The organism is Streptomyces capparidis (assembly GCF_054782095.1).
On the sequence record NZ_BAAGTD010000027.1, the window covers coordinates 13590 to 40000 of the forward strand.

Sequence of the window (26411 nt, forward strand, 5' to 3'; positions counted from 1 at the left end):
AACGCCTGCTCTGAGATCGACCTGAGCGCAGCGAGGGGAGCGACGGTCGCTGTGGTGTGGTGGAATTTTCGGTCGATGCCGCCGCGTCTGGCCCGCGCTCGGCGATCCACGGGCTGCTGCGGTTCACAGTCCAACGAGGTCACGGATGGTTGTGGTTCCGGAACGGACGGTCCACGTCCCGCTGCCGGGCGGGGTCTCCTCGGAGCGGGCCTTGAGATCTTCGACGTCGAGGGCCGGCGGCCATTGCGTGCCGCGTTCCGACCAGTGCACTCCGCTGAGATCCATACCGGTCAGGTCGGTATCGCTCAGGTCGGCAGTGGTGAAGTCATCCAAGAGCGTGTGCAGCGAGGCCTCGTCGATCTCAGGGGGCTCCCGGCGGAGCGCCACACCGATGGCCCGGCGCACCTCGGCAGCATGGATGTCAAAGACGATGCGGACAAGGTCGCGTTCCAAGTTGCGGTCGCGGTCGAGGTTGAGCTCCAGGTCGAAAAGGCTGACGAGATCTAGGGCGCGGTCGCGAGCACGGGCGAGGTTGAGGGCGAGGTCGCGGTCGCGGGCGAGGCTGCGGGCGAGGACGAGGTCGAGGCCGCGAGCGAGGACGCGGGCGCAAGCGAGAAGACGGGCGTGGTCGCGGTCGAGGTCGAGGCGGCGGGCGAGGACGCGGGCGCGGACGAGGTCGAGATCGAGAGCGCGGGCACGGGCGAGATCTCGGTCACGAACGAGATCGCGGGCGAGATCGCGGGCGAGGTCGAGGGCGAGGTCGAGGTCGAGGGCGAGATCGCGGGCGAGGATGCGGGCGAGATCGCGGGTGAGATCGAGGGCGAGGACGCGGCCTAGGCGGCGGGCGCGGGCGCGGGCTTGGGCTTGGTTGGCTCTTTTGACGTGGGGGTGGTTGCGCAGGGTCATGCGGTCTGCGGGGCTGAGCAGGGGGAGTTGCTGTGCGCCTGCGTGGTCTTGGCGGATGCCGTGTGTGCTGGGCGGGTCGGCGGGTGCAGGGGTGGGAGGCAGGATGGCGGCGAGTCCGGCTTCGACATCGAGGACAGTGTCGAGGTCGTCCACGGCGGTGTCGTGGCGGGAGTGGATGAGGATCTCGCGCAGCCCGGCCTCGATGTCGAGGATGTCGTCCAGCGCGTCGGTCAGGGCGTGCTGGTGCTGGGTGAGCCAGTGGTCCACGGCCTGGTCGAGATGGTCATGTGCTCGGTGGTCGCTCACTGTTCCTCCTCCCGTGCGTTGCGGTAGGCGGCCGCGGCGCGGCGGGCTTTCATGAGGTTGGCGCGTACGTTGTCAGCGGTCAGGCCGAGACGGTCGGCGATGTCGGTGGGGGTGAAGCCGGCCAGGGTCCAGGCCAGGACCTGTCCCTGCCTCGGCGGGAGGCTGCGCAGCAGGGGCAGCACGTCGTGCCGGGTCTCCCATTCGGCGATGGCGTCGGGGCGGGCCAGCAGGGATGTGGGTTCAGGTACTTCTTCGACGGGTTCTTCGACGGAGGCGATTTTGCGGACGAGGGCGCGGGATGCGGCTGTGTGGACCCACGCCTTGGGGTGAGTGATGTCGGTCCACCTCCGGTAGGCGTCGGTCATGACTTCCTGCGCGATGTCTGCGGCGGTCTGCACGCCGGCACCGTGGTTGATCAGGAATGCGACCAAGGGGCGGATGTGTGCGCGGTAGAAGGCGGAGAACTCGTCGTCCGTCTGCTGCCGGGCGCTGGGGCGTTGGCCGGGCGGGCCGGCGGTTGTGGGTGCGGTGGATGAACGGTCGGTGCCGTCTGCCGCGTCGTGAGGGCTCACGTTGCCTGGTCCTCCCCATGGACCGGAGTGCGCAAGATCGTCACACGCAGACGGTGGCCGTCACGGTGCTGGTCGTCCAGTTTGACCTGGCCGCCGGCCACCACCTTATCGGTGATGCCGAGAAGGTAGTGGTGCCGGTCTTGTTCGCGGCGAGCCTGACAACGCAGGCGCAGCCACAGTGCCAGTAGCGCGGAGGCCTTGGCGGTAACGATCGAGACGACGACGATCGTGGCCGGGTCCATCGGAACATCCCCTCTTCCCCCAAACGGGCGCGGCCAGTTGGCCGGTCATGAGCTAAGGGGCGGAGAGAGCCTTGATCGTGAACGCGGGGCCGAAGATTTTTCCGGCGAGCTTTCATCCTCTTGTCGTCTGCTCACCAGGCCTCCGTGCCCGCCGGTTCGGGCGGTTCGGAAACAGAACTGTCAGGCCGCGCCGCACACGCGGGGCACCTCGGGCAGCACGCCGGCCTTCTTCTCCATGCGGGCGCGGCGCAGCGCGCAGGCCCGGGCGTCCTGCTCAGCGGCGGTCTTGGCGTGCAGATGCTCGAGCAGGGCCTGGCCGTCGGTGAAGGCGGTCTCGGGTTCGCGGCGGGCGCGCAGCGCCTGGTCCTGGCGGTCGATCGCGGCCTGGATCGCCGGGTTGGCATGGCGGTTCGGTTTGGTGGCCTGGAGGGCGTTGAGCGCTCGGTGGTAGCCGGGCGATGCCGTCTGCCGGGTCTTCACCGGCGCCTTGGGCGCGGCCGCCGAAGCCTCCGGGGCGGGGCCCGGGGTGGTCGCACCGGTGGCGGGTCCGGGTGGCAGGACGCGGATCGCCCGGACCGTCGTGCTGCCGGTCGCGGCGTTGATCCGGGTGACCATCTGGCGGGCCAGGAGGCGTAGCTGGGTGGCGTAGGCGGTGGAGGCGGGCAGCAGGTCCAGCCGCCCGGTGGCCGTGTCGTAGTGGACCGGTTGGACCTTGCCGACCAGTTCGGGGGCGATGTCGGCCCACTGGTCGATGACGCTGCCCGCGGCCGCGGGGGCTTCCCAGGCGCGGTCGGCCATCAGGCCGGTGACCGCGGCGGCGAGCCCGACCGGGTCCCGGGCGTCGCGCCGCCGGGCGGCGCGACGCCCACTGCGGCCGGGGCCGCGGCTGGGGTCGGCGGGCTGCTGTGCGGCGGCCGCGCGGGCGGCCTACAGGGCAACGCGGGCCAGGTCGGCGCCGGACATGGGCGGGGTCGAGGCGCTCACACCGCCTCCCAGGTGTGCAGCCGTACGGCGGTGGTCTCGCGCAGCCGCAGGACCTGGTCGACCAGGGCGTGGGTGAACAGCCGCCGCGCGCAGGCCTCGCCGCGCCACTCGATCATCTGGGTGACCAGGGCGGGGTCCTTCTGCGCGGCCGCGCGCATGACGAGAACCTCCTCGCTTCGATGTGGAGGACCTGGAGGCGCCGCGGGACAACGTGCTGGTCTTCCACGGGGTCGGCGGCATCGGCAAGACCACGCTGTCCCGCACGCTCGAAGCCGCCCTCGCGCACGGCGGGCGCAGGCCCGCGCAGTGGGGCGCGCCCACCTGGTCCCAGCGCCTGGTGCCGGTGCGGATCGACCTCGCCCGCTCCGCCGGCACCGACTTCGAACACCTCGTGCTGGCCATCCGGATCGCGCTCGCCGAGCTCGGACGGCCCCTGCCCGCCTTCGACGTGGCGCTGCGCCGCTACTGGGAGCACAACCACCCCGGCGAGCCGCTGGAGGACTACCTGGCCCGCCGCGGCCGCGCCGGTGCCGCGCTGCCGCAGCAGATGCAGTCCGCGCTCGCCGACGTCGCCCAGGCGCTGGCGCTGCCCGGCACCGTCGGCGTCGCGGTTGGGCAGGTGGCCGGCTCGCTGGTGCGGGCGCTGTGTGCCGATCGGACGGGGGCTCAGCCTCCCAAGCAGGATGTCGCTGATGCTCTCATACCTTCTTACTGACCTTGGGGTCTCCCCAAATGAATCTATCAACCTTGCAGTAGAAGGGGTCACCGACTATGTCGACAGCTTCAAGCGTGAGTATTTCTACATTCGAGATCTTTATATCGACACTCACGGGCTTACTGCGCGTGACGGTCCAGGAGTTAATCAACTTCCCGTCGATGCGTATACGGAAGGTGCCAACGGCATCCGCGTCATGCGGCTCGGTAACGATTCCCAGCGTTGCGGTGAAGCGCTCGTACTCGCCGCGCAGGGCATATTCAGTAATGACAACAGAGTCACTTAATCCACAGCCAGCGGAGAGGCTGTTTGGATAGTCACGGCCTGCCAGACGCCACTCTCCCGGAACCATGTCATGGGAGCCGTCTTCTGCTTCCAGGGCCACCAGGTTGTGAGAGATGGGACGTTCGGGGGTCGACGGTGCCTTGTTGGAAGGAACGGGCTTCGGCGTGCTGCTCTCGGGTCGAGGCGAGGAAGGGGGAGGGAGATTTGGCGATGCACTCGCAGAAGCGTGGGGTGCAGCTTTGTCTGCGGTGTCGGAGTCGGTGAGGCGGTAGATCAGTAGCGAGCCCAGCAGGGTGGTGACCACGGCGGCCGCCACGATGGCCACAGTGGCTGTTTGCGGTCCGGTGTCGCGGGGGTGCGACATACCCGAGAGCGGCTGGTGCGGCCCTCCACCGGCCGGAACAGGGACGATGCGGTTGCCAGGCGCGGACTGCGCCGCCTTGCGGCTGGCGTCGAGGTGGGAGAGGACGGTGTTGCGGGACCGCACCAGCTCCGTGCTGCGCCGATCAAGCTGCATCACCGCCGCTTGCAGTTCCCGCTGCCGGTCCGGCGCGATGGCCGTCTCCCTCAGCCGCTCCAGCTCCGCCTCGAGTTGTTGTCTGCGTGCTCGGACGTCGCCGAGCTCGTCCATCAGGCGTTCCAGTTCTATGGTGAGCTCGTAGATCCGCAGCATCTGGCGATATTGATGCGTCCGCCCGGGATCCCCCTGCCCGGCGCACAGCTCCCTCAGGAGCCTTCCGTACGCGTCACGTGTGTCCTTCAGGACCTCCGGGGTCACGTTGCTGTGCCGCCCCACCTCGGCGAGGAGCTTGTCGACGTATTCCAGATCGGGGATCCGGCCGTCAGGCTTCTCATAGGCGGAGATCGTCGAGTGATTCAGCCTCAGCATCGCGCCCATATCCCGCTGGCTCAACCCGGTGGCCTTCCGAAGAGCCTTCAACCGCGCGGCGAACTCCTGCTGCGCCCGCTTCGGTCCTGGCGTCGGTAAAGGCCTGCCTGCGTGTTCCACCATTTCTCTCCCCCTCAACGCGACATCGCAACAGACCCCTGGAAAATCGCTGCCCCGAGAACTGACTGTCGCGGTTCTCCGACACGACCGCCTGGCCCGAGGCTGGTACCGCCAGCCGGGAGGCGACGGCCACGTCGGCCCCCTCGCTTCCCGCGACCACACCCGCTCCGCGGCCAGGCACTTGGCCGGGAGCATAGAGCGTGAGGAGAAGCACCATGAGCCCCAGGGGCAAACAGCAGGCCGTCTTCCTCGCCCTGCTGCTCGCCGTCGCCGTCGTCACCGGCTGCATGACCTACCGCAGTCCCCAACTTGGCAACGCGGTACTGGCTGGCACCACAGTGGCCGGCCTGGCCTGGGGCGCGATCAACCACCGAGGACCCTAGCCCCGCGCCCGCGAAGGTGCTCCGCGTGCCCCGATCGGGCGTTGGCGCATCAGTCTCGCAGCGAGTCGCCGAACCGCGCCGCTTCGGTTGATCGTCCAGAACGCGGTCTAGTGCCAAGTGGCCAAACAGCGGACAATCTGTCCAACATCGCATTGCGCAGGGGGGCAGAATGGGTGTTCTGTGGCGCCTGGAACCAGCGACGGCTGCCAAGCATCGGCTGTACAAGAGCTACTTCGACGCTTGGTGGCCGATCCTGCTTCAGCCCAGCGCCCGAACCGGCCGCAGCTGGTCGAAGGTGACGTTCCTGGATGCGTTCGCCGGGCCGGGCCGGTACGAGGGCGGTGAGGAAGGCTCACCGGTGTTCAATCTCCGTGGGCTGCTGAATCACAACCTCCTGCACAAGATGGGCCTGTCCCGGGAACGCGTGCAGTTGATCTTCATTGAAAGGGACCGCGCGTGCTACGAGCACTTGGTCGGCGAGCTGCATGCGAACTTTGGGCCGCTTGACCAGCTGCCCGTCCGGGTGGAGGTGCGGCAGGGGGAGGCTGGCCATGACAGCGAGCGGATCCTGACCGAACTGAAGGCATGGGGCCAGCCGATCCTCGGGGTCTTCGACAGCTGGGGTAACGTCAACACCCCCCTCACGGTGATGCGCCGCATCGCTGAGAACCCGGCCAGCGAGGTCATCGTCACCTTCGGCCCGAACTGGTTCAGCCGTCGCAAGGAGCTCAACGAGGACATCGTCGACGGCGTGTTCGGCGGCCGTCAGTTCTGGACTCACGTGGCAGCCACACGGGACAGCGAGGAGATGTGGCGGGCGTGGCTGGACTGCTACCGCAAGGCCTTGGAGCGCGTCGGTTTCGGCTTCCGCCTTCAGTTCCAGGTCGTCCCGAAGACCGGGCTACCGCTGTACCTGGTCTTCGGCACCAAGCACCCCCGCGGTGTGGAGGTGATGAAGGACGCCATGTGGAAGGTCGACAAGAGCGACGGCATGCGCTTCCGGGACCCCCGGGTCCGCAACGCGATACCAGTGGGGCAGGGCTCCCTGTGGGACGAAGGCGAAATCGTCGACCCGGAGCTGCTGACCTTGGTGCAGCAGCGTCTGCGCCAAGAACCCGCCACCCTGGAGCAACTCGAGCAGTGGCTGCTGCTGGAGACCTCGCAGTGGCGAACCCGGGATGCGAAGAAGGCCGTCCAGGCCCTGGACCGAGACGGCCAGCTGATCGTGCCCGCCGGCCGTCTCACCAAGGCCAGCGTGATCAGCCTGCGATGACAGGCTGCCGCTGCGGCATCTCATCCCAGGTGCGCCCCTGAAGCTCCCGCCCGAGTGTCTTAGGGGTGCGACCGCCCCACTGTTTGAAGAAGAACGCCACACCGGCCTCCGCGCAGACGTCGCGGATCCCGGTCACCCACTCTTCCTGCACCGGGCGGAACCGCGGCCCGGACTCACCGCCCGCGATCACCCAATGGATGCCGGTGACGTCCAAGCTGTCCAGCGGCCCGAGCAACGGCTCGCACGACAGGAACCGCACCGCGGCAGGAACCTTGCGCAGGTCGTCAACCCGGGACAGCTCCCTCTCACTCTCCACCGACACCCCCATCCACAGGTTCGCCGGCCATTCCAGCTGCCCGGCGACTTGCCGCAAGCGCCGAGCGCGCTTGGTCAGCACCTGGTAGGTGTGCTGCGGTGTCTCGGCCATGACCTGGAAGACCTGCCGCACGAAGTCCAGCGGCACCCGCGCATGGAACAGGTCCGACATCGAGTTGACGAACACCGTCCGGGGACTGCGCCACCCGTACGGGATCCGCAGAGCATCCGGATGTACCGTCAGGCCGAAGCCCGGCCCAGAAGTCCGCGGATCCCCGTCATTCTGGTACTTCTCCTGCCCCATCGCCTTCAGGCGCTTGGCCAGCGTCATGGCGTAGCAGTTGTCGCACCCCGGCGAAACCTGGTCACACCCGGTCGTCGGATTCCAGGTGGCCTCAGTCCACTCGATCGCGCTGCGGTCACTCACCGGGCACCCCTCCATATGCCGCGGCCGCGATCCTCGCAGCCGCGGTCTGCTGCGTGTCCAACGAGGCGTAGAGCCACCGGACACCGACATCCAACCATCGGCTCCGTACGACTGCGACCGAACCACCAAAATAGAACATGCGTACCCCTTCTTTGGGGCGGCAACTACGGGACAAAGCAGACGACACGGCCTCTCGGCGCAACTGACCCCGGCACAGCGCACCCGCCGACCACCCGCGGGGCGTGCCCCGAGCACGCCAGGACCTCGGGAAGCCAGTCGACCCTCTTCAGCGGGCCCGGTGCAGCGCCCGGGCGCGGCTGCCCTGCTCGGCAGTCACCTTCGCGTGCAGCTTCTCGAGGAGGACCTGGGGGTCGATCGCAGCCCGATCGCCAGGTCGGGGTAGCGGTCGGGCGCGGCAGTCCGCAGGGCCGCGAGCGCGAGGCGATAGCCAGCCAAGGCGGTCTCGCGGGTCTTCGCCGGCCCGGTCGGCGCGGCAGCGGCCTGCGGTTCGGGTGCCGCTGTGGCGGCAGGCGCGGCAGTGCGGGGCGCGGGCGGCAGGACGTGCACGCTGCGGACGTTCGCGCCCGTTGCCTTCTCGTTGGCGGCTGCGATCAACCGCGGCGCGATCCAACGCAGCTTCGTGCCGTGCGCCGGCGTGTCCGGGGCGACGTCCAGCCGGCCGGTGTCCGCGTCGAACGCCACCGCCTGGGCATGCCCGGCCAGCTCGGGTGCGACGGCGGCGAGAATGTCGTCCCACTGGGCGAGGACGCTGCCGCCGGCAGCCGGAGCGGTCATGCCGCGCTCGGTCATCATCAGGGTGATCGCGGCACCGAGCCCGAGCGGCTTACAGCCGTCGCCCCTCACCACCGCCGGTCCGCCGCCTCGGCTTGCCCCAGCGGCAACCGTTGTTCTTCGCCGCCCCCCGGCTGCGATCAGGGCCCGACACGCGAGGACGCCCCCGCTCAGGGGCAGGCATGCGCCCAACGATAGGGCCGTCAGGTCCGTGTGCCACGACCAGAGCCGACGCCCACCGCATCGATGAGGCCTGCGGACTGAGCTGATCGGCTGGTCGTACGGGTATGCGGGAAAGGCGCTGATGCGCTCGGCGTGGTCAGCAGGCCGGATCGCCCCGGGAGGCGGCGGTGGGTGAGGAGGGCGGCCAGGCCGATCTCTGCAGCAGGGATGCGGCGAGTGGGCGCCCCCGGAAAGGGCAGGCAAGAATCGTCAGTAGGAGTGCATGAATAGTCAACGACTCGTCGCGGCAAGCCCGACATCCTCCTAGTGCACGGTCCCACCGACGGAGGAGAGCCCGAGTGCTCAAGAAGACAAGATGGGCCGCTGTCGCAGCGGCCACTACAATGGGCGTTGTTTTGGCGGTCCCTGCCGCAACAGCCCAGACCGCTACGATCGCTGCCTACGACAACTGCCCGTCTGGTTGGCTATGCGTCTACAGCCAGACGGGCGGATTCGGAGAGAAGCTGCAGTTCCAGGACGAGGGCTACTGGCAGAACCTCCGATTCACAGCGAAGTCCGTCTACAACAATCGCGGCCACGACGCCGCCATTGCCATAGGCACGGGTGGCAGCGGCGGTGCGTTCTGCATCGATTCCGGCCATCAGAACGGGAACATCACGGGCAAGTCGGTGTATCTCGCACGCACCGACGGCAACTGCTGACGTTCTCGCGAGTACGACGCTGGGACTGGAAGCCCTCAACGGTCGCCCGAAATCAGCAGTCGCGGCCGTTGGGGGCTCGCCACGCTGCCGACCGGTCCTGGTGGGCCATTGGCCGGATCGCCGAGGCGCCCGCAGGCTGCGCCCCACCGTCGCCTGCGACAGTGTGGCGAGATCGGCCCAGGTTCCCCAATCCTGGGTCCGAAAGCTTCGGGTACCGCGCGGGGTCGTCAGGTCGGGTTGAGCGGGGTGATCCGGTGCCTGCGAACGCGTCCGGTTCCAGGGAGAGCACCGTGGCCAGCTTGGCTATCTCTGCATGCCGTTCCTTTCCTGCACAGCACTCGCCCAGATGGCGTGCCGGTAGTCGCGGGGCGAGGTGCCGTAGGCGGCGCGGAAAGTGCGGCTGAAGTGTGCCGGGTCCGTGAAGCCCCAGCGTGCAGCGATGGAGTGGACGGAACGGCCGCGAAGTCGGGGGTTGGCGAGGTCGTGGCGGCAGTGTTCCAGGCGGCGGTGGCGGATCCACGCGGCCACGGTGCGGTCGTTCTCTTCGAAGAGCCGGTACAGGTGGCGGGTGGAGATTCCGTGGGCGGCGGCGATGGCGTCGGGGGTGAGACCGGGATCGGACAGGTGCTGCTCTATGAAGGCTCGGATGCGCAACCACAGCGCCCGCCTGCGTGCCTCGGCGGGCATAGCGTCCTCGGAGTCGAGATGGCGGGCCAAGGCGCAGGCGACCAGGTCGGTGGTCACCGAGGCAAGGGCGGGGGCATCAGCATGGGTGAACTCGTACGCACGGGTATGCAGGTCGGTCAGCCAGCGGCACAGCGCTCCGGTCATGCCGTGGTGCCCTGGTATCGGGACGGCGATCAAGCGTCGCACCGTCTTGTCGGGCAGAGGCAGCAAGCGGCGGGGAAGGCGGGCGATGATCGAGGACCAACCGCCTGCGGTGGTGTGCAGTTCACCGACCGTGGGGAGGCTGCTGTCCACGACGACGAGCTGTCCCGAGCGGAGGCCGGAGTCCCGTCCGTCCTGGGCGTGGTGTCCGCGGCCCGAGAACAGGAAGTGCACGTGGTACACCTCGGGATCGCCCTGCCTCACCAGCCGAGATGTGCGCACGACTTTCAAGTGCGGATGAGCCAGCGCGGAGATCTGCACGTCGCCCAAGGACAGAAGACGCATCCTGGCGCAGAAGTCGTCTTGGTTCTTGCTGCTCAGGATGCTGCGCATGTGCGATGCGGATTGAAACTCCTCCCACATGGCGAACCGCTCCTGCGCGGCCACGATCTGCGTGCTGAACTCCTTCACCATCATGCCGGTACCCCGATCTACCGATCACTCTTCCGGTTTCGAACGTGCCACGCGGATTCCTGCACGGTCCAGCGACTCTTAGGCCAGTCCACAGACGAGCGGGCTTATAACCAGGTGGAACGCTACGACCGGGACGAACGGCAGTAGTCGGAGGGGAAGCCAAGAGGCGCGACGCAGCAACGGCAACCGAGGACCGGCCCGGGCCGCGGATGCTCGCCAGGAACTCCTTACTGGCCGCGGCGATCTCGCGTTTCACCTTCGCCTGCACCTGGGCAGTCACGGAGACGAAGGCGGCCGGATCGTACAGAGCGGCGACCGACCAGGTCGCCGTGACCAACCCGGCCTCGCCGATCAGGGCCTCGGTCCGGCGTCGGTAGCCGCGCGCCTCAGACAACCCGGCTGCCTGCTCCCGGCCGTAGTCCTCGCACGGCAACTGGCGCCGAGCGGCTTCGGTGGCGGCTGCGGCCGCGCACTTCGCCTCGGCGCGGGCGAGCTTCCTCCCCGGGCAGCCTGGCGCCGGGTGCGCTCGGCTGCGGCCTGCTCGCGGTGCTGTGCCAGGGTCCGCCGCCGCCCGGGCCGTCTCGCGCCGCAGGCGGTCCTCGAACGCGATCCGGCGAGCGGCGGCGTCGGGCGCCGGGCATGGCCACGGCGACCTTGGCCGCGAGGCGGGGCTTGGCGGTCGCTGACGACGGTGGTACAGGTCGGGCAGGTGGTGCCGGTGTCGAGCTGGCTCCCGTCGTCGTACTGGCGGTCGGCGAAGCCTCGCGCTGGATCCAGGCCGCGGGCCACCAGCCAGCCCACCGCGTCCCGCACGCGGTCCTCACCACCGGTCTCCGCCAGCACTTTCGCTTCCCACCGACACCTATAGAGCGGTAGCGAATGATATGTGGCTCAGGAGACCCACGATGCCTGTGCGCAGGCCCTGCCCTGAGTGTCGGCGGTCGTGGAGGCCGTCCTCGCCGTCAGCGCGGCTGGCTTCTTGCCGGTGTACCGCCCTCGCCCACTGAAGCAGGACCCGCTACTCGTGATCGGACGACACCAACTCAGCCAGCCTCGGCCCAGGACGTCCCATACCCGAACCAACGGCAGATCAAGGTCTCAGGACACTAGGGCAACGTGCCCGGGCTCCTACCCGCTGGGAACGTGCGGGCATACCTCGCGTTGCTGGTAGCCGCCTGGCACGCCAGCGCCGACCGCCGTCCAGAAGCCGCGGGAGTCGTGGGAGTGCCCGCCCAGGGTGTGCCAGGACAGCCCGGGATACTCCCTGCGCAGAGCGACCAAGCCTGCGGAGGCGAGCCCGCACCGCCGATAGGGCTCGGGGGTCCAGGGCTGCTCGACCCAGCCGAGCCGGCACCGGCGACAGACCCGGTACTCGACGCTGAACACGTGGTCCTCGCCCTCCAGGTTGGCTGCGCGCAGGCGCCAGCCGTCCCTTTCCACCGCGACCGTGTCCTGCCACGGCGAAGCCAGCCGGGGAATCCGGGGCCAGTCTTTCCGCTGCCCCAGACGGCCCCGACTGACCCGGCGCAGCAGCTCACGCCGCCACCAGCCCCCGTCCACACGCCGCACCTCATGCGTACGCCCGGCCAACCACCGGGCCGCTGCCCGCCGCTGCTCCTCCTGGCTCGACATGCCTCTCATCGTTCCTGCGCAGAGCGGCGAGAACCACCCGGCGACGGACCGTTTTGTACGGTCTTCTGCTGGGACCTATGAGCACTGCGGTGTTCCCGGCGCTACGGCCGACTGTTGTCGACATCGCCAGGGACGGCGACCGGGTGGAGGACGGTTCCCGGCGAGGACCGCTGGTGGTGGCGGCCAAGCCGAGGCTGCCGAGGACGGAAAGGGCGCCGCTGGTGGGCGAGCGGCCCGCACTCGCGGAGGACTTTGTCGTCAGCCGCAGTTGTCGAGGCCAGCGGACCGCAGGTGACAGGGGCCCTCCGGCCGCTCGCTGATCCCGGTCCTCCTCTCGCTGTGGCAGACCGGGCCGCAGACACTGCGGGGGGCGACCGGGCGCCGGCCAGCAGCCAGTACGAGCGGCTCGCCGACAACCTCACTGGCCTGACTTGTGACGGTGCCCCTCGCCATCAACCCTGGACAATCGCACCCCAACCGCCGGACCAGTCACCGGCCAGGCCGTACCCTGAGAGCCGGAAGCCGCCGAGACCACCTGCGAGGATCAGCCCGGTGGCACACACGGCGCTCTTCCCAGCGGTCGCGGCGCAGCACCAGCCACCGCGTTTCTCTCGGCCCGCTCCGTGGGCGCGCCGCCCGCTTCCGTGCGCCAGCGGCCGCGCCTCTGGCGTGCATTTCCTCTCGTAGCGCTTGGGCATCGGCCCCGCTGTGCCGCAGGCGATGTCCAGCCGACTGGTGCTGGCGTCGAACGCCGCCGCCTGGGCGTGCCCGGCCAGCTCGGGTGCGACGGCGGCGAGGATGTCGTCCCACTGGGCGAGGACGCTGCCGCGGACGGCCGGAGCGGGCCATGTCGCACTCGGTCATCAGAGTGATCGCGGCGCAGAATTCGAGTGGCTCGCGGCCATCCTGCCGCACCACCGGGCCGGTCCGCCGCTTCGGCTCGTTTAGAGGGCTTGGCGCGCGAGGACCTGCACAACGAGCAGCAGCGCCAGCGGCGGCCGGACCAGCCCGCCGTCAGCACCACCAACCGTCCAGCCCTAGATGTGAGCCTGGCAACGGGCGTGGCGGCAGCGTTCAATGGGTGACAGAAGCACCCCGGCCGTCTGATTGCTCAGACGGCCGGGGTGGTTGCCGCTCACCGTCCACGGGGGGAGACGGTTCGCGGCTGTTCAGGGGATCTGGCTGAGTGCCTGCTGGATCTGGCGGGCATCGAGGAGGCGGCGGCCGCCGCGCGTGCCGAGCCAGGTGGCGACAGCCACGCTGGTGCCGGGTTCGGAGGGCATCACCAGCCAGCTGCCGGTAGTCAGGACGCGGGTACCGGTGGCGGTGCAGCGGTGGCCGGTGCCGGGCGGGACGAAGAGGATCAGTTCCCGTCGGACGTAGTCGCCGAGCACCGGGTAGTCGCCGTCCGTGGGCAACTGGAGGATGTCCAGGGCATGCAGGCCACGGTCGAGGGGGGTGACGATCAGGGCGTCCCAGCGCTGTCCGCAGGGTACGAACACGGTGTTGTTCTCGGGATCGTCCCACTGGCCGCGGACCTGGCCAGGGTCGGCAAGGTCGCGCCAGGCCGTGCTCTGCTCGAGTGCGGCAGATGCTTCCGGCACGGCACCTCCATGTGCGTGGACGGGCTGGCTCGCTACAGCCAACCGTCTGCCGGGTGCAGGACATCAGGACACTTCCGGGGCCGTGACGTCCAGGGGACAGGACAGTTTCCTTGTCGGACGTGCCGACGCGAGTACCGCCGGAAACCAAGAGCAGGGGGGTTGGTGGAAGCACAGCGCAACACCACGCTGGAGGGCCTGCTGGCGGATGCCGGCTACAGCCACGAGGCCTTCGCCGTGGAGATCAACCGTGTGCTGGGCGAGCTGGGGCTGCGGGCGGACTGCTCCGACCGGCAGGTCCGCCGGTGGATCTCGGGCCAGAGCCGCTGGCCGTGGGAACGCTACCGTCGGGCCCTGGAACAGGTGCTGGGACGCCCCGCCCATCAGATGGGGTTCGTGCCCCGCGGCGCCGCTCCGCCGCCAGGACCGGCAGCATACGGGCAGCAGGAGGTGGATCCGGTGCAGCGGCGCGCGTTCGTGTCCTCCACGCTCGCCACCACCCTGGGCCTGGACTTCCTCCCGGGCCGCGGCCGCGTCGGCATGAGCGACATCGCACGGCTCGAGGGCGCCGCGGCACGGCTGGATGCGCACTTCAACGGGCTGGGCGGCGGCGTCGTGCTGGAGGTGGCCACCGGCTGTCTGCGCGGGATCCATCACATGCTGGACCACTGCTCCTACGGCCCGCGCGTCGAGCAGGCCCTGTACCGGGTCGCCAGCGGAATCGCGTTGTGCGCCGGGTGGTCCGCGCACGACTGCGGCCGGTACGAGCAGGCCGCCCACCTGCGCTCCCAGGGCCTGCAGGCCGCGCTGCTGGCCCGGGACCGCATCGCCACCCTCCGCGCCTGGTCCGATCTGGCGGCCCAGGCCGAGCACGCCGGACGGCACGCCGAGGCCGCGCGGATCAACCGCACCGCACTGGAAGACCGCCAAGCCCGCGCCGCCGTCCCGCTGCTTGCCGCGCTGATGCACGCCCGGCTCGCCGACTGCTCGGCCGCCCTCGGGCAGCCGGCCGCGATGGGCCGCCACCTCGCCGCGGCGGAACGCGCATACGACCGCGGCGAACGCACCGCCAACGCCACACCGAGCTGGATGGCCTTCCTCACTCCCGCGGAGTTGTCCGGTCTCGCGGCGATCGCCCACGCCGCCGCTGGACAGTACGGCCGCGCCGAGGCCCTGACCGAGCAAGCCTTGGGCCTGCTCGGCCCCCAGTTCGCCCGCAACCGGGCCTACTACACCGTGGTGCTCGCCGAGTACCAGCTCGCCCAGCACCACATCGACCAGGCCGCAGCCACCGCCGCGAGCATCCGCGCCGACGCCGTCACCAGCCCGCGCATCACCGCCCGCCTAGAGAAGGTAACCGCCGCCCTCACTCCCCGCACCGGAGGCCCGCCGTGACCGATCTCGATCTGGAGCACTACGACGGGCAGCACGCCGCCGCGATCCGCGACCTCCTCCTGGACATCCACACCGAGGTCTACGCCGACAGCGGCGACCCCCTCGCCCCGCCCGAGGCCTTCGCGCCGTTCCTGGACCACTGGACCACGCGTCCCGGCTTCGCCTGCACGCTCGCCCGCCGGGACAGCGAACCCGTGGGGTACGCCTACGGCGCGCCACTCGGCACGGACACCACCTGGTGGCAGAACATCACCCCTGCACCGGACCCTGCCTTCACCACCGAGACGGGACAGCGCACCTTCGCCCTGTCCGAGCTGATGATCCGCACCCCCTGGCGCGGCACCGGCGCAGCGCGGCTCATCCACGACCGGCTCCTCGCCGGCCGCCCGGAAGAACGCGTCACGCTCCTGACCCACCAGGCCCACCCGAAGGTCGTGGCCCTGTACCAGGACTGGGGCTACCGGATCATCGGCGAGATGACACCGAACTTCCCCGGCGCACCGCCGCTGTACGCCATGATGCGCCCACTGCCGCCTCTGGAAACTGAGCAGTCGGAAGGCTCGGTGATCCGTACAGCTTCTTTGCGCCCGGACGCCTCAGTGCACCTGCACACGAGTTCGATGCTCAACGATGCTGGTCGATGCGCCCCAGAGCACCGCAACAAGTCCGCACAGGGGCCGTGAAATCACCGAAGAACCCCGCGCGGCCGCCCCGACTGCGCCAGGATCGGGAACCGGAAAGCCGGACCCGGAAGGGGAGCGATGGAGGTCAACGCACAGCAACTGGAGTGGCTCGCCCTTGCGCAGGACAAGGCCGCCGACGGCTGGGCGACCGACGACAGCGGCATCCCGCTGCGGTCCGTCGAGAAGATGGAACGACTCGGGTTGTGCCGCACCGCGGACCCCGCCCTCCTGGCCACCCTGCGCCCCGGCTCCCCGCCCGCGCAGTGGGCGGCGCAGCTCACCGAGGACGGCCGCGACCTGCTGGTGTTCCACGCGACACGGCCCGAGCGGGACGCCCAGCCCCGGCCGGCGGCCTCCTGGCTCGCCAAGCAGGCCGACCCGCACTACCGGGAGATCGCCCTTCGGCGCACCGAGATGACCGTCCTGCGCCGCTACCTGGACCTTGCTCCCCGCCTGAGCCGGCCCCCCGTCCCGGGACTGCGGGTGGCCGCGGAGGAAGCGGCGTGGGACGCCGCACGCAACCGCTGGCTCCTGCAACTCACCGCCGAGGAGATCGCCTCTCTCACGCGCGGCCTGTACCTCGAACGCCTGACCGGCGCAGCCATGGCGTACAACTGGTTCGCCCGCGAGTACCAGATCGGCTACACACCCGACCCGGCATCGCTCTGACCGCACCGGGCAGCGGTTCGCTTCAGCCCCAAGGCACGCGGGCCAGGACGAGGCCGCGGACCTCCTCCGCGTGGCCGGTTTGGACCAGGTACCGGGCGACGGTGTGGAACTGGGCACCGGTGGTGAAGATGTCGTCGCCCAGCAGGACGCGCTGGCCGGTTAAGTCGCGGTGTACCTGTAAGGCTGCGGCGTGTCGACGGGCGGCGGCCATCTTGGCCTCCCGGGTCCCGCCGGCGGAGCGGGGGGTTTCGGCCGTCTTGGTCAGGACCGGGGCGTCAGCGGTGGCGAGTGGCCAGCGGTGCGTGGTGTCCTCCGCAGCAGCCGCCTCCATGATCATTTCGATGTGCTGGAAGGGCTTCCGACTCGAGTGAGTGGGGTTCCACGCGGAGATCGGCATGCTGCTCGGCTGGCTGCAAGAGCGAGGGCTGCAGTGGGCCCTGCTGACCGCGGCTGCCCGTCCCAGCGCCGCACCTGTCGCAGGACGACATCCCCGACCGAAGGCCAGGGGGCAACCCAGCGTGGCTGGAGGCCGTAGCGCAGAAGCTGGAGCTCACCGGGCCAGCCACCACTCACTGCGCGGAGCCGTCTTGACCAGCCCCAGCAGCCCATCCCCTCCAGCCCGGCAGTTAGCGTGTCTCGTCCGAGACCGGGGGAAGCCCGGCCACGCATCCGGGGCACCATCCGCCGTTCTCGCGCCATGGACGTTCCTCGTTCTGCGTGGACAGCGCCTTGGCGTGCCGGTGCAGCGTGCAGGCCAGAGCGTAGGTGCTCTCCTCCCTGCGAATGACCTGCGCGTGGTCCGCGGGATGGTCGTAGACGAGATCCCAACCGGGGATCACGGACGGGCCGATCGCGTCGACGCGGCGACGTCCGTCGCTACTGACGTGGGTGCTGCGCTCCACCATGAGACCTCCCTAAGGCATCCCCGCCCCCTGCTCCGCGTGCGCCCGGGACGGGCGGCGTACTCGGAAGGGCGAATCTACCCCCTCGGCCCAGGCGCCAACTGCGCCCCGCTGGGTGGACATCACCTGGCTACGAGTCCCTGTCCCATGTTTCGCGCTGCTCCTTCAACACCAGGAACTCCCCGGCAACTCGTGCGTTCCCAGACGCCTCCCCACCGCGGGGCGCAGTTGGAAGGTGCGGGAGGCGACGTACTGCCTCGCCGTCCGGGCCAGGATCGGTCCGGCCATGACCGAGCGCCCGGGGTGGCCATACGCCAGGCGCGGACGCCAACAGGCCAGCGACCGCAGCCGTGAGCACGACCGGGCCCGGACACCACGCCGCGGTGCGCCCCCGGGAGCGCCAGCACGCGCCAGTGCCTTTCCCCTGGGGGTGAAAACCCTGCGGTGGCTCCACATCAAGCCGCGCTGCGGTCTGTTGGGCTTTCTGCTGTTGAGCAGTCGTTGACCACGGCGTCGTGTCAGGGCTACTGGGACTCCCGGCGGCGGGCGCGTGCCCGGAGGATCTCTTCGCCTGTGGGTCCGCCTGTGCGTCGTTGGCGGTGGCGGCGTATGTTCTCCAGATCCTCCGGCAGTAGTAGCGGCAGGCTGGCCTGCTCGTCCCGCATGAGCATTCTGGGCTCGCTGCGGAATGCGGGCCGGTCCGGGTCGGCCGGTGCGGGGGCTGCGGCTTCGGACCGGCGCCGTTGGGCGCCGTAGTGGTCGGTCTGCTTGTGGACCCGGTCCGGACGGAGGTGGGTCTCCGGCCAGGTGATGAGCAGGAATTCCTCGATGGGTTCGAAGGCGACGGCGTCGGGTGCCAGGTCGCGGCTGCGGGCGTGGACGCGCAGCCGGTAGGTACCGGGGCCGAAGGGGGTGAGGGAGGGCAGGTCGGGAGGGTTGTCCATCACGCATGTCACGTGCATGGCGCCTTCGGGGGCGTTGATGCTGTGGTCGAGTACCTCCTCCCAGGCGTCGGTCGACGGCGCGGGCGGTTCGGTGGGGCGGGTGTGCAGGTGGACGGTGACGAGTCCGCTGCCGGCTCCGCAGTAGATCACCGCCGCGCCGGGCCGGGATCCGATCAGGCCGTTGGGGGCCGGCGGCAGCCAGTCCATCGGCGTGCCCGGCTCGGTCAGGTAGAACATGTGGTACTCGACATGGACGGGGGCGGTTGTGGCAGCGGACTCGTCACTCACCGGGGGACTCCCTCACCTTTCGGGCACGTAGATCGCATTCCTTCAATGGCCGGGTTGATTTGGTGGAATCTGTCGCGCCGTCGGCCGCCCTTGAGCGCGGCCGGCTCTGCGGCCGCGTCAGCGACGGAGACGTCCGTGTCGACCCCCGCACCACCTGAGACCCTGGCCACCGGTCACACGTTGGCACTCGGGCGGGGGCAGCGGGAGATGCGGTTGAGTCGTGGTTGCCTTCGCCGAGGTGCTGGAACAGGTGCGAGGGCTGGGGTCGCACCGCCCCGATACCTTGGCCACCCAGGAGGGCGTACTGGCGAGCGGGGGGTGGAGGACGGGCCGGGAGGACTGCGCGGACTGGTACAGGTGGTCGGGGCCGAGCACCCCGGGTTGGCCCTGGGTGTCGGCCGTGCTGTGAGAGGGAGACAGGAGAGGTGAGGGCGATGGCGACCTTACTGCGGCAGCAGGTCATCGAGCTCCCGGTGGCCTTCGGCGGGTTCGCTCTTCAGGATGCGGACGATTTGGAGGTTCCCTGCAGGTTCCCGGATGAGCGCGCCTCACTGGGAGCAGATCTCTTGACCACGTTCGAGGGGCGGATCGACGTCGAGAGCGCCGGGCACACACATCAAGCGCCCCTGACAGCGGAGATCTGGGACGGCGAGCCGCCGGCTGACGACCGAGAGGCGTGGGATGTCCGCGGGGATACGGAGATCCGCTCGAGGGCCGGGGCTTTGGCCGTATGGGTTGTGACAGGCGCCAGGCTTGAGCTGATCCACTTGGGTGAGAAGAACATGCTGTGGGGTGTGCGCGTGTATTGCTGCGGCCGCGAGGAGGTGGCTCGGTTGGCGTCCGTTGAGGTCCCCGAAGGCGTCGAGCGTTACCTTGTGCAGTTCTGGCCTGCGCGATCGTAGGGAGATGCGTGTGCCTGGGAGGGGTGGGCAGTTGCCCTTCCCGGGCAGGAGAACCATTTACTGACCTTCAAAGCGTGGTGTCGGTAGGGCTGACGGTCCATGACCCCTGCGGTACGCCAAGTGCATGAGGTATGCGCAAGGTGGCGGGCTGACCGATGAACGGCGGGCCTTCCGCGAGAAGTTGAGGATGGAGGCGGCCGAGCGGTTCCGGCAGGGTGACGAGAACACGGTCATCGCTCACGAGCTGCGGGTCAGCGTCCGGTCGGTACAGCGTTGGCGCAAGGCTTGGTCGCAGGACGGGACCAGAGCCCTGGTCTCGAAGGGCCCGGCATCGCTGCCACAGCTCAGTGACGACCTGTTCGCCGTGCTGGAGCGTGAGCTGGCCAAGGGGCCGGTGGCGCATGGGTGGCCGGACCAGACCTGGACCCTGTCCCGGATCAAGACGCTGATCGGGCGCCGCTTCCATAAGAGCTACACCGTGCAAGGGGTGGCCGCCCTGCTCAAGCGGCACGGCTGGAGCTGCCAGGTCCCCGCACGGCGTGCGATCGAGCGGGACGAGAACGTGGTGGCCGGCTGGGTGAGGGAGACCTGGCCCCAGGTGGAAGGACCGTGGCGGCGCTCGACGCCTGGCTCGTCTTCGAGGACGAAGCCGGATTCTCGATGACGCCGCCGACCACCCGCACCTGGTCCCGCCGCGGCCACACCCCCGTGGTCCGCGTCCGGGGCCGCTCCCGCCGCCGCTTATCGGTGGCCGCCCTGGCCTGCTACAAGACCGGCGAACACTCGAGGCCGATCTACCGGCCCTGCCCGGACGCCCGGCCCGACGGACGCAAGAGCTTCTCCTGGAAGGACTACCGCGACCTGATCCAGACCGCCCACCAGCAGCTCGGCGGCCCGATCGTGCTGGTCTGGGACAACCTCAACACCCACCTGACGGCCGGCATGCGCCGCTACATCGCCGAACGGGACTGGCTCACCGTCTACCAACTACCGCCCTACGCACCCGACCTCAACCCGGTCGAAGGCATCTGGTCGGTACCGCGACGCACCACCACAGCCAACCGCGCGTTCCCCGACCCGCACGACCTGATCACCGCCGTCCGGCGAGGCTTACGCCAGCTCCAGTACCGCCACGATGTCCTCGACGGCTGTTTTACCGGCACCGGCCTCCGACGCCAGCCAGCATGACGACTTCACGCATTGAAGGTCAGTACCTGCTCAAGCACGCCGAGCGCCACGACCGCAAGCTCACGGTGCTCACCAGGATCGGTTCTGGACGACGCCGACCCGCCGTATCGCGGCATCCGCGTCCCGTTGAGGGGAAGGTCGCCGCGTTCGTCTAGGACGGCGCTCTGGCGACCACTGCCTACGTCCTGGACCAGTTCCCCGACCTCCCCGGAAGCCGCCGCCCGCGCCTGGCCGAGGCCGCGCAGGCCGGCGACCCGCCACCGCTGGGCGAGCGCCGCACCTTCCAGATCCCCGTCGCCGACGGACCGCTCCCGGACGCTGACCGGCTCCTCCACGCCGTCCCGGCCGCACACACCTGGACACCGCTCGACACGTACGACGCCACCGCCCGGCCCAGAGCTGGAGCCACGGCCGCGGCCCGCGCGGGTGCGAGGGCCGCGTGCCTGGCCTGGATGGTCACGATCGCCTGTGGAGGGTCAGGCAAGAGGTCGCGGCGGCGGAGATCAACTCCGATCCGTGCTCCACGCAATGCGGCTGTTCTTGATCCCTATGATGTACCGACCAGAAGGTTGGGAGCCGGTTTCCATTGCCTCGGCGATCTCGGTGAGCATAGCCCCGACATTGGGCCATACGGGGTGGAACTCAGGACTTCCTTCCCTCCATTCGCAGACGCCGCCATAACCCGGCCCCGGCCGATGGTCGACGAATAGGAGGTCGGCCGAGACGCCACCAGCCAACGGCATCCAAAGGGGGTGCACAATGGTCCCCACGGCAGAACTTCCTTGATACTCGGAAACACGTTCCATCATGCCGTGATGGCGCCATACGATCTCGAGAGGGCCGAGGAGTCGGTATCCGGGAGGGATGAAGTAGCCCTTCCATTCGACCATTCCACCTTGCAGTTTCAAAAATTCTGCAACGTGGTGGTGCAGAGGGAAACCCAATATGCCCTCCACGCGGTGGATGTCTCCGGGAGTGAGCCCTGGGCGTAGCGCCATGTGGTCGGCCGGCGCGTTGCCGGTCATCCAGCGGGCGATTCTGGTCCATACGTCTTTTATTTCACTCACGGAGTCCTCAGCTCATCACTGACCTGTAAAGCGGTCGGTGGCGTCCGACTTGGTCGGACGCCACCTCGGCGTGGAAGGACCTGTCCGCCTGCTTCCCTGCGCACTCCCCGCTAGGCCCCAGGCCTTACCACATCGGGTAGCCGCTGCCTTCCTGTTCCGGCAGTCGATGCAGAGTACCGGCGATTTACTTGCCGGGGGAGCCTGCGAACCAGACAGAGGTCCAGTATTTGTCTTTCTTGAGCAGCCTCTGCTCCTGAGTGAACCTTCCGAGGTCGCCACCTACCGCTGAATTCTGACCCAGCGGTGTGGTGGCGCGTATGCACGGCGCCTTGGGATTGCTGTTGACTACCGGTATCAGCACCCAATCAGAAGGAACGCCGTCGACGATGACTCGCGTGGATGTGAGTTGTTCGCATCGCCACCCTTCGACTCCTTGCATTCCTGCGCTCTGGTAGGTGGAAGCGAAAGGATACTCGTCGCAGCTCGGATCGGGCACTTCGAGGTCCGGCACCCACTCATTCGGGCATATGAGATCCCGGTTTTTTCGACTTTGCTCTTCATCCGCAAGGCGCTCCAAGGGCTCGCCTGCCCCTTCGGCTCCCCAGTGCTCGTCGTTGAACTCCATGCCCCACCAGACCAAGAAGGCTCCTGCCTGCCTGGTCTGATAGTCGATGTTGAGAGTAGGAATGTACTTGTCGACGACGCAACCGTAGTTGCCGCCGACCTCGTTGTCACAGCGTACTTCCGGACCGGCCCAGTCAGTAGTGAGGTCTGCAACCCCCGGATGGCGGAAGATCATCTCCCAGCCGAAGGTCACAGTCGCGCGGCCTTTCCTCGGTACCCAGGCAGAGCGGTCCATGTCCGCCTGAATCGTGCGCCCAGGTGTCATGGCTTGATAGCCGTTGAAGGGGTCGACATGCGGAGATTTGCAGTTGATGCAACCGCTGTCGAAGTTTATGGAAGGAGTCTTCACCGCATCTTTCTGGCTCAGGAGGGTGATGTCTATGTGCTCCTTGATGTTCGCGGCGGACACCTGAGGGGCAAGTTCCTGCTGGATTGCCCAATCCGAGGTACCCAGCTCCTTGCCCGTCCGGACTTCGATGATCCGATACGTTACGACGATGGTGCGGCACCAGCCGAAACGCTTGTACCACCAGATTGCTGGATCGTATTTGGAGCACCACAGCACTGGAAGGGCACTGGGGGAAATCTGCCGGTGCTCATCGCTGGTGATCGTCCTGGAAGTGACACAGCCGACTCGCTCCGTTCCCTCCCGAGCGTGCTGGTCGAGCTGAGACATCACGTGAGCACAGTCCTGGCTCAGATCCTGCTCCTGTGGAGGGCTGTAGGGCTTTGGCGCATCATCCTTGGGGGAAGACGGGAGATCCGCCGGATTGAACACACGGAACCGCTCGTCAGTCGGTATTCGCGTATCAGCACTGGCAGGCGCTCCCAGCAATAACATGCCAATCAGGCACAAAGCCAGAGCGAAGATGCCCCGAGGCATCCTGCGGCCTATCCTTCTCACAGGGACTCCCCACACCCGAGACGGGCGGTAGGCGACACGACCGCGCCCAACCCTAGAAGGCCGCATTCCATCCAGACCACCAGGCATCGCACGTTTGTCCGAAAGTGCATGCCGGGCCAGTCATCACTCACATCAACCATGGCCTACATGTGCGGCAGCGTCCGCCAGACAGCGCCTGGGGCGCGGAGTGGGTCCAACCCCGGGCGCGAGGTCGATCGCTGTAGCAGACCTGCTCGACGATCGGTGACCGCGATCATGGACGTCTCTCGGGCCACGTCCGGTCCCCGGGGGCGAGGTTCGATCGTTGCGAGGCATTAGCCTGTCTGCCACTCGGCCGCGGCTGCTGGATGAGGTGGCAGCCGCACACTGCCCGGGTGGACAGCGCCACCCGCAAGCATGACGCTCCGGTGGCGGTTGAGGACGGCGCCGCGGTCGGACCATCCCCGTCGCCCTCGGGCTTGCGCTCGTCACCCTCGCTCGCCGTCCTTGCAGGGCAGCACCGCGAACCGCTTCCCGCCTGCTCCCGGTGCTCGAGCTCCGAACCAAGGTTCCCCGCGGCGCCGGCAACCCGGCCGCAGCCCCCGCCCTGGTGCTCAAGCCGGTCGAGTCCGTTCAGGCGCGCGGGTGCTTAATCACCGGAGCCCACCTGGTGTCCCTGGTCCGCACGGGCGCACTCTTCGAGAATGGCGTCCTGGTCGAGCGCGAGGAACAGGCCGCATGAACATCCACGACATCCAGCAGAACCCGGACGAGCATGTCCGCTTCGCGGCCTATCTCGACAAGCTGGAGAACATTCCCGACCCTGACGAGGTCGAACTGGTCAGCCTCGTGCTCACCGATCCGGACCAGACCATGGCCCAGTCCGCCGTGCTGCGGCACCTGGACCGTCGAGCCGCTGACCTCCACCCCGGCCCCGCCTACGAAGGGTGGGCGCGGACGATGGCCCAGGCCACGATCGGCTACCCCTTCCTGACTCAGCGCCTGCGGGAGTGGTCGCTGTTCCGCTCCGTCACGCTCAACCTCTCCTGGCAGCCGGACGACCTGCTCGCGTCATCCAACTGGCTCCAGCTCAAAACCGCCTCGGGGACGAACACCGAGGCCGTCGAGCTCCTCGCCGAAACCGGCCGCACCAAGCGCATCCGCAACACAGCCAAGGCCAACCTGAGACACCAGCGAGAACTGAATCACTTCATCCACAACTCTCGATTGGTCGGGTCAGCTCGGTCGGCGGCTGTCCCCGGGGGCGAGCCGCAGCCGCCACCGGATCGGCGTCCAGTGCAGCCGGGTCCACCATCGTCATGCACCTCGGTCGCGGCCCGCGGGACGAGGGATTGGAACAGCCAGCACACAGCGGCGGTCGGGGACCGGGCGATCGCGCCGGAAGTGCGCATAGGCAAGCCGCGCCCTGACCGGCTTATAGGCAGCACACGCTGCGCCCAAGTGCCCACTGGCTCCCTCGCAGCTCCCCGGGGACGGGTCCGTGCCGCTGCGGAAGTTCCGGACCTGCTGGAGAACCCGGTACCCGTTTAGCGTCCTGGCCGGATGTAGGAGGTGACGCTGGAGCCGTTCCATCAGCTCGGGGCCGGTGCCGCTGCCGGGGCCGGTGAGGTCAACCCGGGTCGGCCAGCGCGGGGCGGTGATCGCCGACCCGGCCGGTGCCTCGCCAGCTTGCTGGCGAGGCACCGGCCGCGCGGTAGGCGGAGGCGACGGAGGGGTGCTATCCGGCGTTTCTACCGGTCTTGATCACGAGCTTCTTGGCGATCTCGGGGACGGGCACCTTTCGTCAGCTTCAGGCTGACAACAGGCAAGCGTCAGCCTTAGGCTGACGGCATGGCTGAAAGCGACAAACCCTCTACGGCGAGCCCTCAGGACCCGCCGCACCCCTACACGGAGACGGCGCTGGCCCGCCTCATGCTGTCCAGCGCCTACCGCGAGGTCGCCGATTTCGCGATGGGCGGCGTCCCCACCCACTACGACAACGCCGAGCCCCCGCAGGGGCAGTACGTCGAGGAGGCCGCCCGCCTCGTTCACCTCGCCGAGGAGGTCCTGCGCCGGGCCGTCATCTACGAGCGCGAGCGACACACGAGCTGGGAGGAGATCGGCGAGGCCCTCGGCATCACCAAGCAGTCCGCCCACAAGCGGTTCGCCGGCGACGTCGAGCGCTGGCGCGAGCCCTTCGACCAGCCCGACCACCTCCGCTCCGACGGAACCCCCGCCGACGAGCGCATCCCCCACCACGTCCGCTACACCTGGGGCTCCACCGGCCCTGAGGAGAGCACCGCCGAGTCCACCGCCCGGGACTTGGAGCAGTGGCTGCGTGAGCACACCGCCCCGAGCGACAGCTGGGCAGCCGAGGAACACCCGGTGACCGGCCGCCTGCCCCGGCACTCCACCACCGCCATGCTGCTGCTCGCCGACCGCCTCTCCAGCCGGCTGCTCGAGGACCAGCTCGTGCCCGACCCCCAGGCACAGGCCGCCCTCTGCGACCACCGCGTGGCCCTGTACTCGCGGCTGATCCGCGAGGGCGACGCCCCGCCCGAGATCCGCGAGTGGATCGAGAAGGACCGCGCCCGCGCCGCAGCCCTGCGCGCGACGCCCGGCCGCGGCGTTACCTGGGACGCCATGGGCAACTGACCGCCTTATCGGCCTTGGCGAGCGGCTGACGCCTTCGGTCGCCGAACCGTTTCGCCACGAGATGCCGTTCCTGGCTGGGATGGTCACCTTCTACGAGAACGACCAGGCCGTCGGCCGCGGCCTGGAGGGCGGGCCCGAGGACGGCGTAACGATGCTGGAGCCACCCGGGCCGCCGGAGGCGTTGCCGCCGGTGGACGAGGCGGCCCTGGCCAGGGCCCGCGCCGCGACCGAGGCCCTGGTGGAGCAGGGGAAGGTCTCCCGGGCGGTGGGCGCGATGGTCATCCCCTCGCAGCACGGCGTCCTGGTCGCGGTCGGCGGTCTGGACCGGCCGTCGGGAACAGTCGTACAGCGTTTATCGGTGAGATCGATCTTGGGCTGGGAAGTTCGGGTCTCAGCAGATCTGCGCCTTCGCATCCATGGTCGAACCGCTGCAACGGCTGGAGCGGATGCCAGGAAACAGCACCTTCGGCCTCGGGGAACAGCGGCGCAGCCGATATCGGCTGCGCCGCTGTTCCCCGAGGCCGCCTTACCCGTGCGTGTCCGCAGGGCTACGGTGGAGGAGCCGCTCCTGGGCGGCTCCTCC

General features: G+C 68.9%; 28 protein-coding genes and 2 pseudogenes. 12 read left to right on the forward strand and 18 right to left on the reverse strand.

The annotated features are described in order from the left end of the window. Nucleotides 1-123: 123 nt before the first annotated feature. The 5 genes and pseudogenes from ACYVO2_RS21675 to ACYVO2_RS21695 form a co-directional block, all read right to left on the reverse strand. The gene (locus tag ACYVO2_RS21675) at nt 124-1212 is read right to left on the reverse strand and encodes a hypothetical protein (protein WP_461009582.1); all 1089 of its coding nucleotides are present in this window, start codon (nt 1210-1212) and stop codon (nt 124-126) included. After that, a complete protein-coding gene (locus ACYVO2_RS21680; RefSeq protein ID WP_461009583.1) occupies nt 1209-1784 on the reverse strand; it encodes an RNA polymerase sigma factor in 576 nt (191 codons plus the stop codon). The genes ACYVO2_RS21675 and ACYVO2_RS21680 overlap by 4 nt, the downstream gene beginning before the upstream one ends. Then, on the reverse strand, nt 1781-2026 hold the full coding sequence (locus ACYVO2_RS21685; protein WP_461009584.1) for a hypothetical protein: 246 nt from the start codon (nt 2024-2026) through the stop codon (nt 1781-1783). The genes ACYVO2_RS21680 and ACYVO2_RS21685 overlap by 4 nt, the downstream gene beginning before the upstream one ends. 180 nt (nt 2027-2206) lie before the next feature. Continuing rightward, nucleotides 2207-2836 (reverse strand): annotated as a pseudogene (locus tag ACYVO2_RS21690) (DciA family protein); the annotation flags it as partial. Between the two features lie 170 nt (nt 2837-3006). Beyond that, nucleotides 3007-3168 carry a hypothetical protein gene (locus tag ACYVO2_RS21695; protein ID WP_461009585.1) on the reverse strand — a complete coding sequence of 54 codons (162 nt, stop codon included), beginning with the start codon at nt 3166-3168 and terminating at the stop codon, nt 3007-3009. 23 nt (nt 3169-3191) lie between these two features. On the opposite strand from ACYVO2_RS21695, the gene ACYVO2_RS21700 reads away from it, so the two are divergent. Next, complete coding sequence (locus ACYVO2_RS21700; RefSeq protein ID WP_461009586.1) at nt 3192-3725, forward strand: hypothetical protein; 534 nt, start codon at nt 3192-3194, stop codon at nt 3723-3725. Here ACYVO2_RS21700 and ACYVO2_RS21705 read toward each other — a convergent pair. Beyond that, entirely contained in the window at nt 3709-5022 is a 1314-nt protein-coding gene (locus ACYVO2_RS21705) for a helix-turn-helix domain-containing protein (protein WP_461009587.1), read from the reverse strand. The two genes, ACYVO2_RS21700 and ACYVO2_RS21705, sit on opposite strands and share 17 nt — an antisense overlap. A gap of 197 nt (nt 5023-5219) precedes the next feature. On the opposite strand from ACYVO2_RS21705, the gene ACYVO2_RS21710 reads away from it, so the two are divergent. After that, nucleotides 5220-5402: a hypothetical protein gene (locus tag ACYVO2_RS21710; protein WP_461009588.1), complete on the forward strand. Its 183-nt coding sequence runs from the start codon at nt 5220-5222 to the stop codon at nt 5400-5402. A 169-nt stretch (nt 5403-5571) separates the two neighbouring features. Continuing rightward, nucleotides 5572-6675, forward strand: a complete 1104-nt coding sequence (locus tag ACYVO2_RS21715; RefSeq protein ID WP_461009589.1) for a three-Cys-motif partner protein TcmP — start codon at nt 5572-5574, stop codon at nt 6673-6675. On the opposite strand, the gene ACYVO2_RS21720 is transcribed toward ACYVO2_RS21715, so the two are convergent. Both ACYVO2_RS21720 and ACYVO2_RS21725 read right to left on the reverse strand, forming a co-directional pair. Next, a complete protein-coding gene (locus tag ACYVO2_RS21720) occupies nt 6662-7417 on the reverse strand; it encodes a DUF5131 family protein (RefSeq protein ID WP_461009590.1) in 756 nt (251 codons plus the stop codon). The two genes, ACYVO2_RS21715 and ACYVO2_RS21720, sit on opposite strands and share 14 nt — an antisense overlap. Before the next feature lie 333 nt (nt 7418-7750). Further along, nucleotides 7751-8284 carry a DciA family protein gene (locus ACYVO2_RS21725; RefSeq protein WP_461009591.1) on the reverse strand — a complete coding sequence of 178 codons (534 nt, stop codon included), beginning with the start codon at nt 8282-8284 and terminating at the stop codon, nt 7751-7753. Between the two features lie 446 nt (nt 8285-8730). Here ACYVO2_RS21725 and ACYVO2_RS21730 point away from each other — a divergent pair, with 446 nt between their 5' ends. Next, on the forward strand, nt 8731-9093 hold the full coding sequence (locus ACYVO2_RS21730) for a peptidase inhibitor family I36 protein (RefSeq protein WP_461009592.1): 363 nt from the start codon (nt 8731-8733) through the stop codon (nt 9091-9093). Between the two features lie 303 nt (nt 9094-9396). On the opposite strand, the gene ACYVO2_RS21735 is transcribed toward ACYVO2_RS21730, so the two are convergent. The 3 genes from ACYVO2_RS21735 to ACYVO2_RS21745 all read right to left on the reverse strand — a co-directional run bounded on the left by ACYVO2_RS21735 (nt 9397) and on the right by ACYVO2_RS21745 (nt 13631). Then, nucleotides 9397-10398, reverse strand: a complete 1002-nt coding sequence (locus tag ACYVO2_RS21735) for a helix-turn-helix domain-containing protein (RefSeq protein ID WP_461009593.1) — start codon at nt 10396-10398, stop codon at nt 9397-9399. 1125 nt (nt 10399-11523) lie between these two features. Next, nucleotides 11524-12027: a hypothetical protein gene (locus ACYVO2_RS21740; RefSeq protein ID WP_461009594.1), complete on the reverse strand. Its 504-nt coding sequence runs from the start codon at nt 12025-12027 to the stop codon at nt 11524-11526. Nucleotides 12028-13196: 1169 nt separating this feature from the next. Then, nucleotides 13197-13631 (reverse strand): hypothetical protein, encoded by a 435-nt coding sequence (locus ACYVO2_RS21745; protein WP_461009595.1) that lies wholly within the window; start codon nt 13629-13631, stop codon nt 13197-13199. Nucleotides 13632-13793: 162 nt separating this feature from the next. On the opposite strand from ACYVO2_RS21745, the gene ACYVO2_RS21750 reads away from it, so the two are divergent. From ACYVO2_RS21750 to ACYVO2_RS21760, 3 genes are all read left to right on the forward strand, one after another. After that, nucleotides 13794-15023, forward strand: coding sequence for a hypothetical protein (locus tag ACYVO2_RS21750; protein ID WP_461009596.1), 1230 nt, complete (start codon nt 13794-13796; stop codon nt 15021-15023). Continuing rightward, a complete protein-coding gene (locus ACYVO2_RS21755; RefSeq protein ID WP_461009597.1) occupies nt 15020-15706 on the forward strand; it encodes a GNAT family N-acetyltransferase in 687 nt (228 codons plus the stop codon). Before ACYVO2_RS21750 ends, ACYVO2_RS21755 begins: the two co-directional genes overlap by 4 nt. A gap of 78 nt (nt 15707-15784) precedes the next feature. After that, nucleotides 15785-16375, forward strand: a complete 591-nt coding sequence (locus tag ACYVO2_RS21760; protein ID WP_461009598.1) for a DUF6417 family protein — start codon at nt 15785-15787, stop codon at nt 16373-16375. A 22-nt stretch (nt 16376-16397) separates the two neighbouring features. On the opposite strand, the gene ACYVO2_RS21765 is transcribed toward ACYVO2_RS21760, so the two are convergent. The 3 genes from ACYVO2_RS21765 to ACYVO2_RS21775 all read right to left on the reverse strand — a co-directional run bounded on the left by ACYVO2_RS21765 (nt 16398) and on the right by ACYVO2_RS21775 (nt 18509). Then, the gene (locus ACYVO2_RS21765) at nt 16398-16706 is read right to left on the reverse strand and encodes a hypothetical protein (RefSeq protein ID WP_461009599.1); all 309 of its coding nucleotides are present in this window, start codon (nt 16704-16706) and stop codon (nt 16398-16400) included. A 295-nt stretch (nt 16707-17001) separates the two neighbouring features. Beyond that, complete coding sequence (locus tag ACYVO2_RS21770) at nt 17002-17280, reverse strand: hypothetical protein (RefSeq protein ID WP_461009600.1); 279 nt, start codon at nt 17278-17280, stop codon at nt 17002-17004. 521 nt (nt 17281-17801) lie between these two features. Next, nucleotides 17802-18509: a hypothetical protein gene (locus ACYVO2_RS21775; RefSeq protein WP_461009601.1), complete on the reverse strand. Its 708-nt coding sequence runs from the start codon at nt 18507-18509 to the stop codon at nt 17802-17804. Nucleotides 18510-18943: 434 nt separating this feature from the next. Between ACYVO2_RS21775 and ACYVO2_RS21780 the strand changes: the two genes are divergently transcribed. Together ACYVO2_RS21780 and ACYVO2_RS21785 are read left to right on the forward strand one after the other, a co-directional pair. Further along, entirely contained in the window at nt 18944-19411 is a 468-nt protein-coding gene (locus tag ACYVO2_RS21780) for a hypothetical protein (protein ID WP_461009602.1), read from the forward strand. Nucleotides 19412-19535: 124 nt separating this feature from the next. Beyond that, nucleotides 19536-20599, forward strand: a protein-coding gene (locus ACYVO2_RS21785) for an IS630 family transposase (protein ID WP_461009603.1) whose coding sequence is annotated in 2 segments (ribosomal slippage) — nt 19536-19979 and nt 19982-20599 — 1062 coding nt in all. Because the reading frame shifts where the segments join, the coding sequence is not laid out codon by codon here. Between the two features lie 5 nt (nt 20600-20604). Here the strand turns inward: ACYVO2_RS21785 and ACYVO2_RS21790 are convergent. From ACYVO2_RS21790 to ACYVO2_RS21800, 3 genes are all read right to left on the reverse strand, one after another. After that, on the reverse strand, nt 20605-20934 hold the full coding sequence (locus ACYVO2_RS21790; protein ID WP_461009604.1) for a hypothetical protein: 330 nt from the start codon (nt 20932-20934) through the stop codon (nt 20605-20607). A gap of 168 nt (nt 20935-21102) precedes the next feature. After that, the gene (locus tag ACYVO2_RS21795; protein WP_461009605.1) at nt 21103-21624 is read right to left on the reverse strand and encodes an SMI1/KNR4 family protein; all 522 of its coding nucleotides are present in this window, start codon (nt 21622-21624) and stop codon (nt 21103-21105) included. 226 nt (nt 21625-21850) lie between these two features. Then, nucleotides 21851-23173, reverse strand: coding sequence for a hypothetical protein (locus tag ACYVO2_RS21800; RefSeq protein ID WP_461009606.1), 1323 nt, complete (start codon nt 23171-23173; stop codon nt 21851-21853). 550 nt (nt 23174-23723) lie between these two features. Between ACYVO2_RS21800 and ACYVO2_RS21805 the strand changes: the two are divergent. From ACYVO2_RS21805 to ACYVO2_RS21815, 3 genes and pseudogenes are all read left to right on the forward strand, one after another. Next, nucleotides 23724-23915, forward strand: a pseudogene (locus ACYVO2_RS21805) (IS256 family transposase); the annotation flags it as partial. Beyond that, a complete protein-coding gene (locus tag ACYVO2_RS21810; protein ID WP_461009607.1) occupies nt 23912-24724 on the forward strand; it encodes a hypothetical protein in 813 nt (270 codons plus the stop codon). The pseudogene ACYVO2_RS21805 and the gene ACYVO2_RS21810, both read left to right, overlap by 4 nt. A 300-nt stretch (nt 24725-25024) precedes the next feature. Next, the gene (locus tag ACYVO2_RS21815) at nt 25025-25828 is read left to right on the forward strand and encodes a hypothetical protein (protein ID WP_461009608.1); all 804 of its coding nucleotides are present in this window, start codon (nt 25025-25027) and stop codon (nt 25826-25828) included. A 90-nt stretch (nt 25829-25918) separates the two neighbouring features. On the opposite strand, the gene ACYVO2_RS21820 is transcribed toward ACYVO2_RS21815, so the two are convergent. Then, on the reverse strand, nt 25919-26110 hold the full coding sequence (locus ACYVO2_RS21820; RefSeq protein ID WP_461009609.1) for a hypothetical protein: 192 nt from the start codon (nt 26108-26110) through the stop codon (nt 25919-25921). Nucleotides 26111-26411 lie beyond the last annotated feature (301 nt).

Excerpts from the sequence above, each read along its gene's own strand:
- ACYVO2_RS21685 (WP_461009584.1), bottom strand. The coding sequence starts at position 2,026 with ATGGACCCGGCCACGATCGTCGTCGTCTCGATCGTTACCGCCAAGGCC.
- ACYVO2_RS21695 (WP_461009585.1), bottom strand. The coding sequence starts at position 3,168 with ATGCGCGCGGCCGCGCAGAAGGACCCCGCCCTGGTCACCCAGATGATC.
- ACYVO2_RS21705 (WP_461009587.1), bottom strand. The coding sequence starts at position 5,022 with ATGGTGGAACACGCAGGCAGGCCTTTACCGACGCCAGGACCGAAGCGG.
- ACYVO2_RS21715 (WP_461009589.1), top strand. The coding sequence starts at position 5,572 with ATGGGTGTTCTGTGGCGCCTGGAACCAGCGACGGCTGCCAAGCATCGG.
- ACYVO2_RS21735 (WP_461009593.1), bottom strand. The coding sequence starts at position 10,398 with ATGATGGTGAAGGAGTTCAGCACGCAGATCGTGGCCGCGCAGGAGCGG.
- ACYVO2_RS21740 (WP_461009594.1), bottom strand. The coding sequence starts at position 12,027 with ATGTCGAGCCAGGAGGAGCAGCGGCGGGCAGCGGCCCGGTGGTTGGCC.
- ACYVO2_RS21760 (WP_461009598.1), top strand. The coding sequence starts at position 15,785 with ATGGAGGTCAACGCACAGCAACTGGAGTGGCTCGCCCTTGCGCAGGAC.
- ACYVO2_RS21765 (WP_461009599.1), bottom strand. The coding sequence starts at position 16,706 with ATGGAGGCGGCTGCTGCGGAGGACACCACGCACCGCTGGCCACTCGCC.
- ACYVO2_RS21770 (WP_461009600.1), bottom strand. The coding sequence starts at position 17,280 with ATGGTGGAGCGCAGCACCCACGTCAGTAGCGACGGACGTCGCCGCGTC.
- ACYVO2_RS21780 (WP_461009602.1), top strand. The coding sequence starts at position 18,944 with ATGGCGACCTTACTGCGGCAGCAGGTCATCGAGCTCCCGGTGGCCTTC.
- ACYVO2_RS21795 (WP_461009605.1), bottom strand. The coding sequence starts at position 21,624 with ATGACCGGCAACGCGCCGGCCGACCACATGGCGCTACGCCCAGGGCTC.
- ACYVO2_RS21800 (WP_461009606.1), bottom strand. The coding sequence starts at position 23,173 with ATGCCTCGGGGCATCTTCGCTCTGGCTTTGTGCCTGATTGGCATGTTA.
- ACYVO2_RS21810 (WP_461009607.1), top strand. The coding sequence starts at position 23,912 with ATGAACATCCACGACATCCAGCAGAACCCGGACGAGCATGTCCGCTTC.
- ACYVO2_RS21815 (WP_461009608.1), top strand. The coding sequence starts at position 25,025 with ATGGCTGAAAGCGACAAACCCTCTACGGCGAGCCCTCAGGACCCGCCG.
- ACYVO2_RS21820 (WP_461009609.1), bottom strand. The coding sequence starts at position 26,110 with ATGACCATCGCGCCCACCGCCCGGGAGACCTTCCCCTGCTCCACCAGG.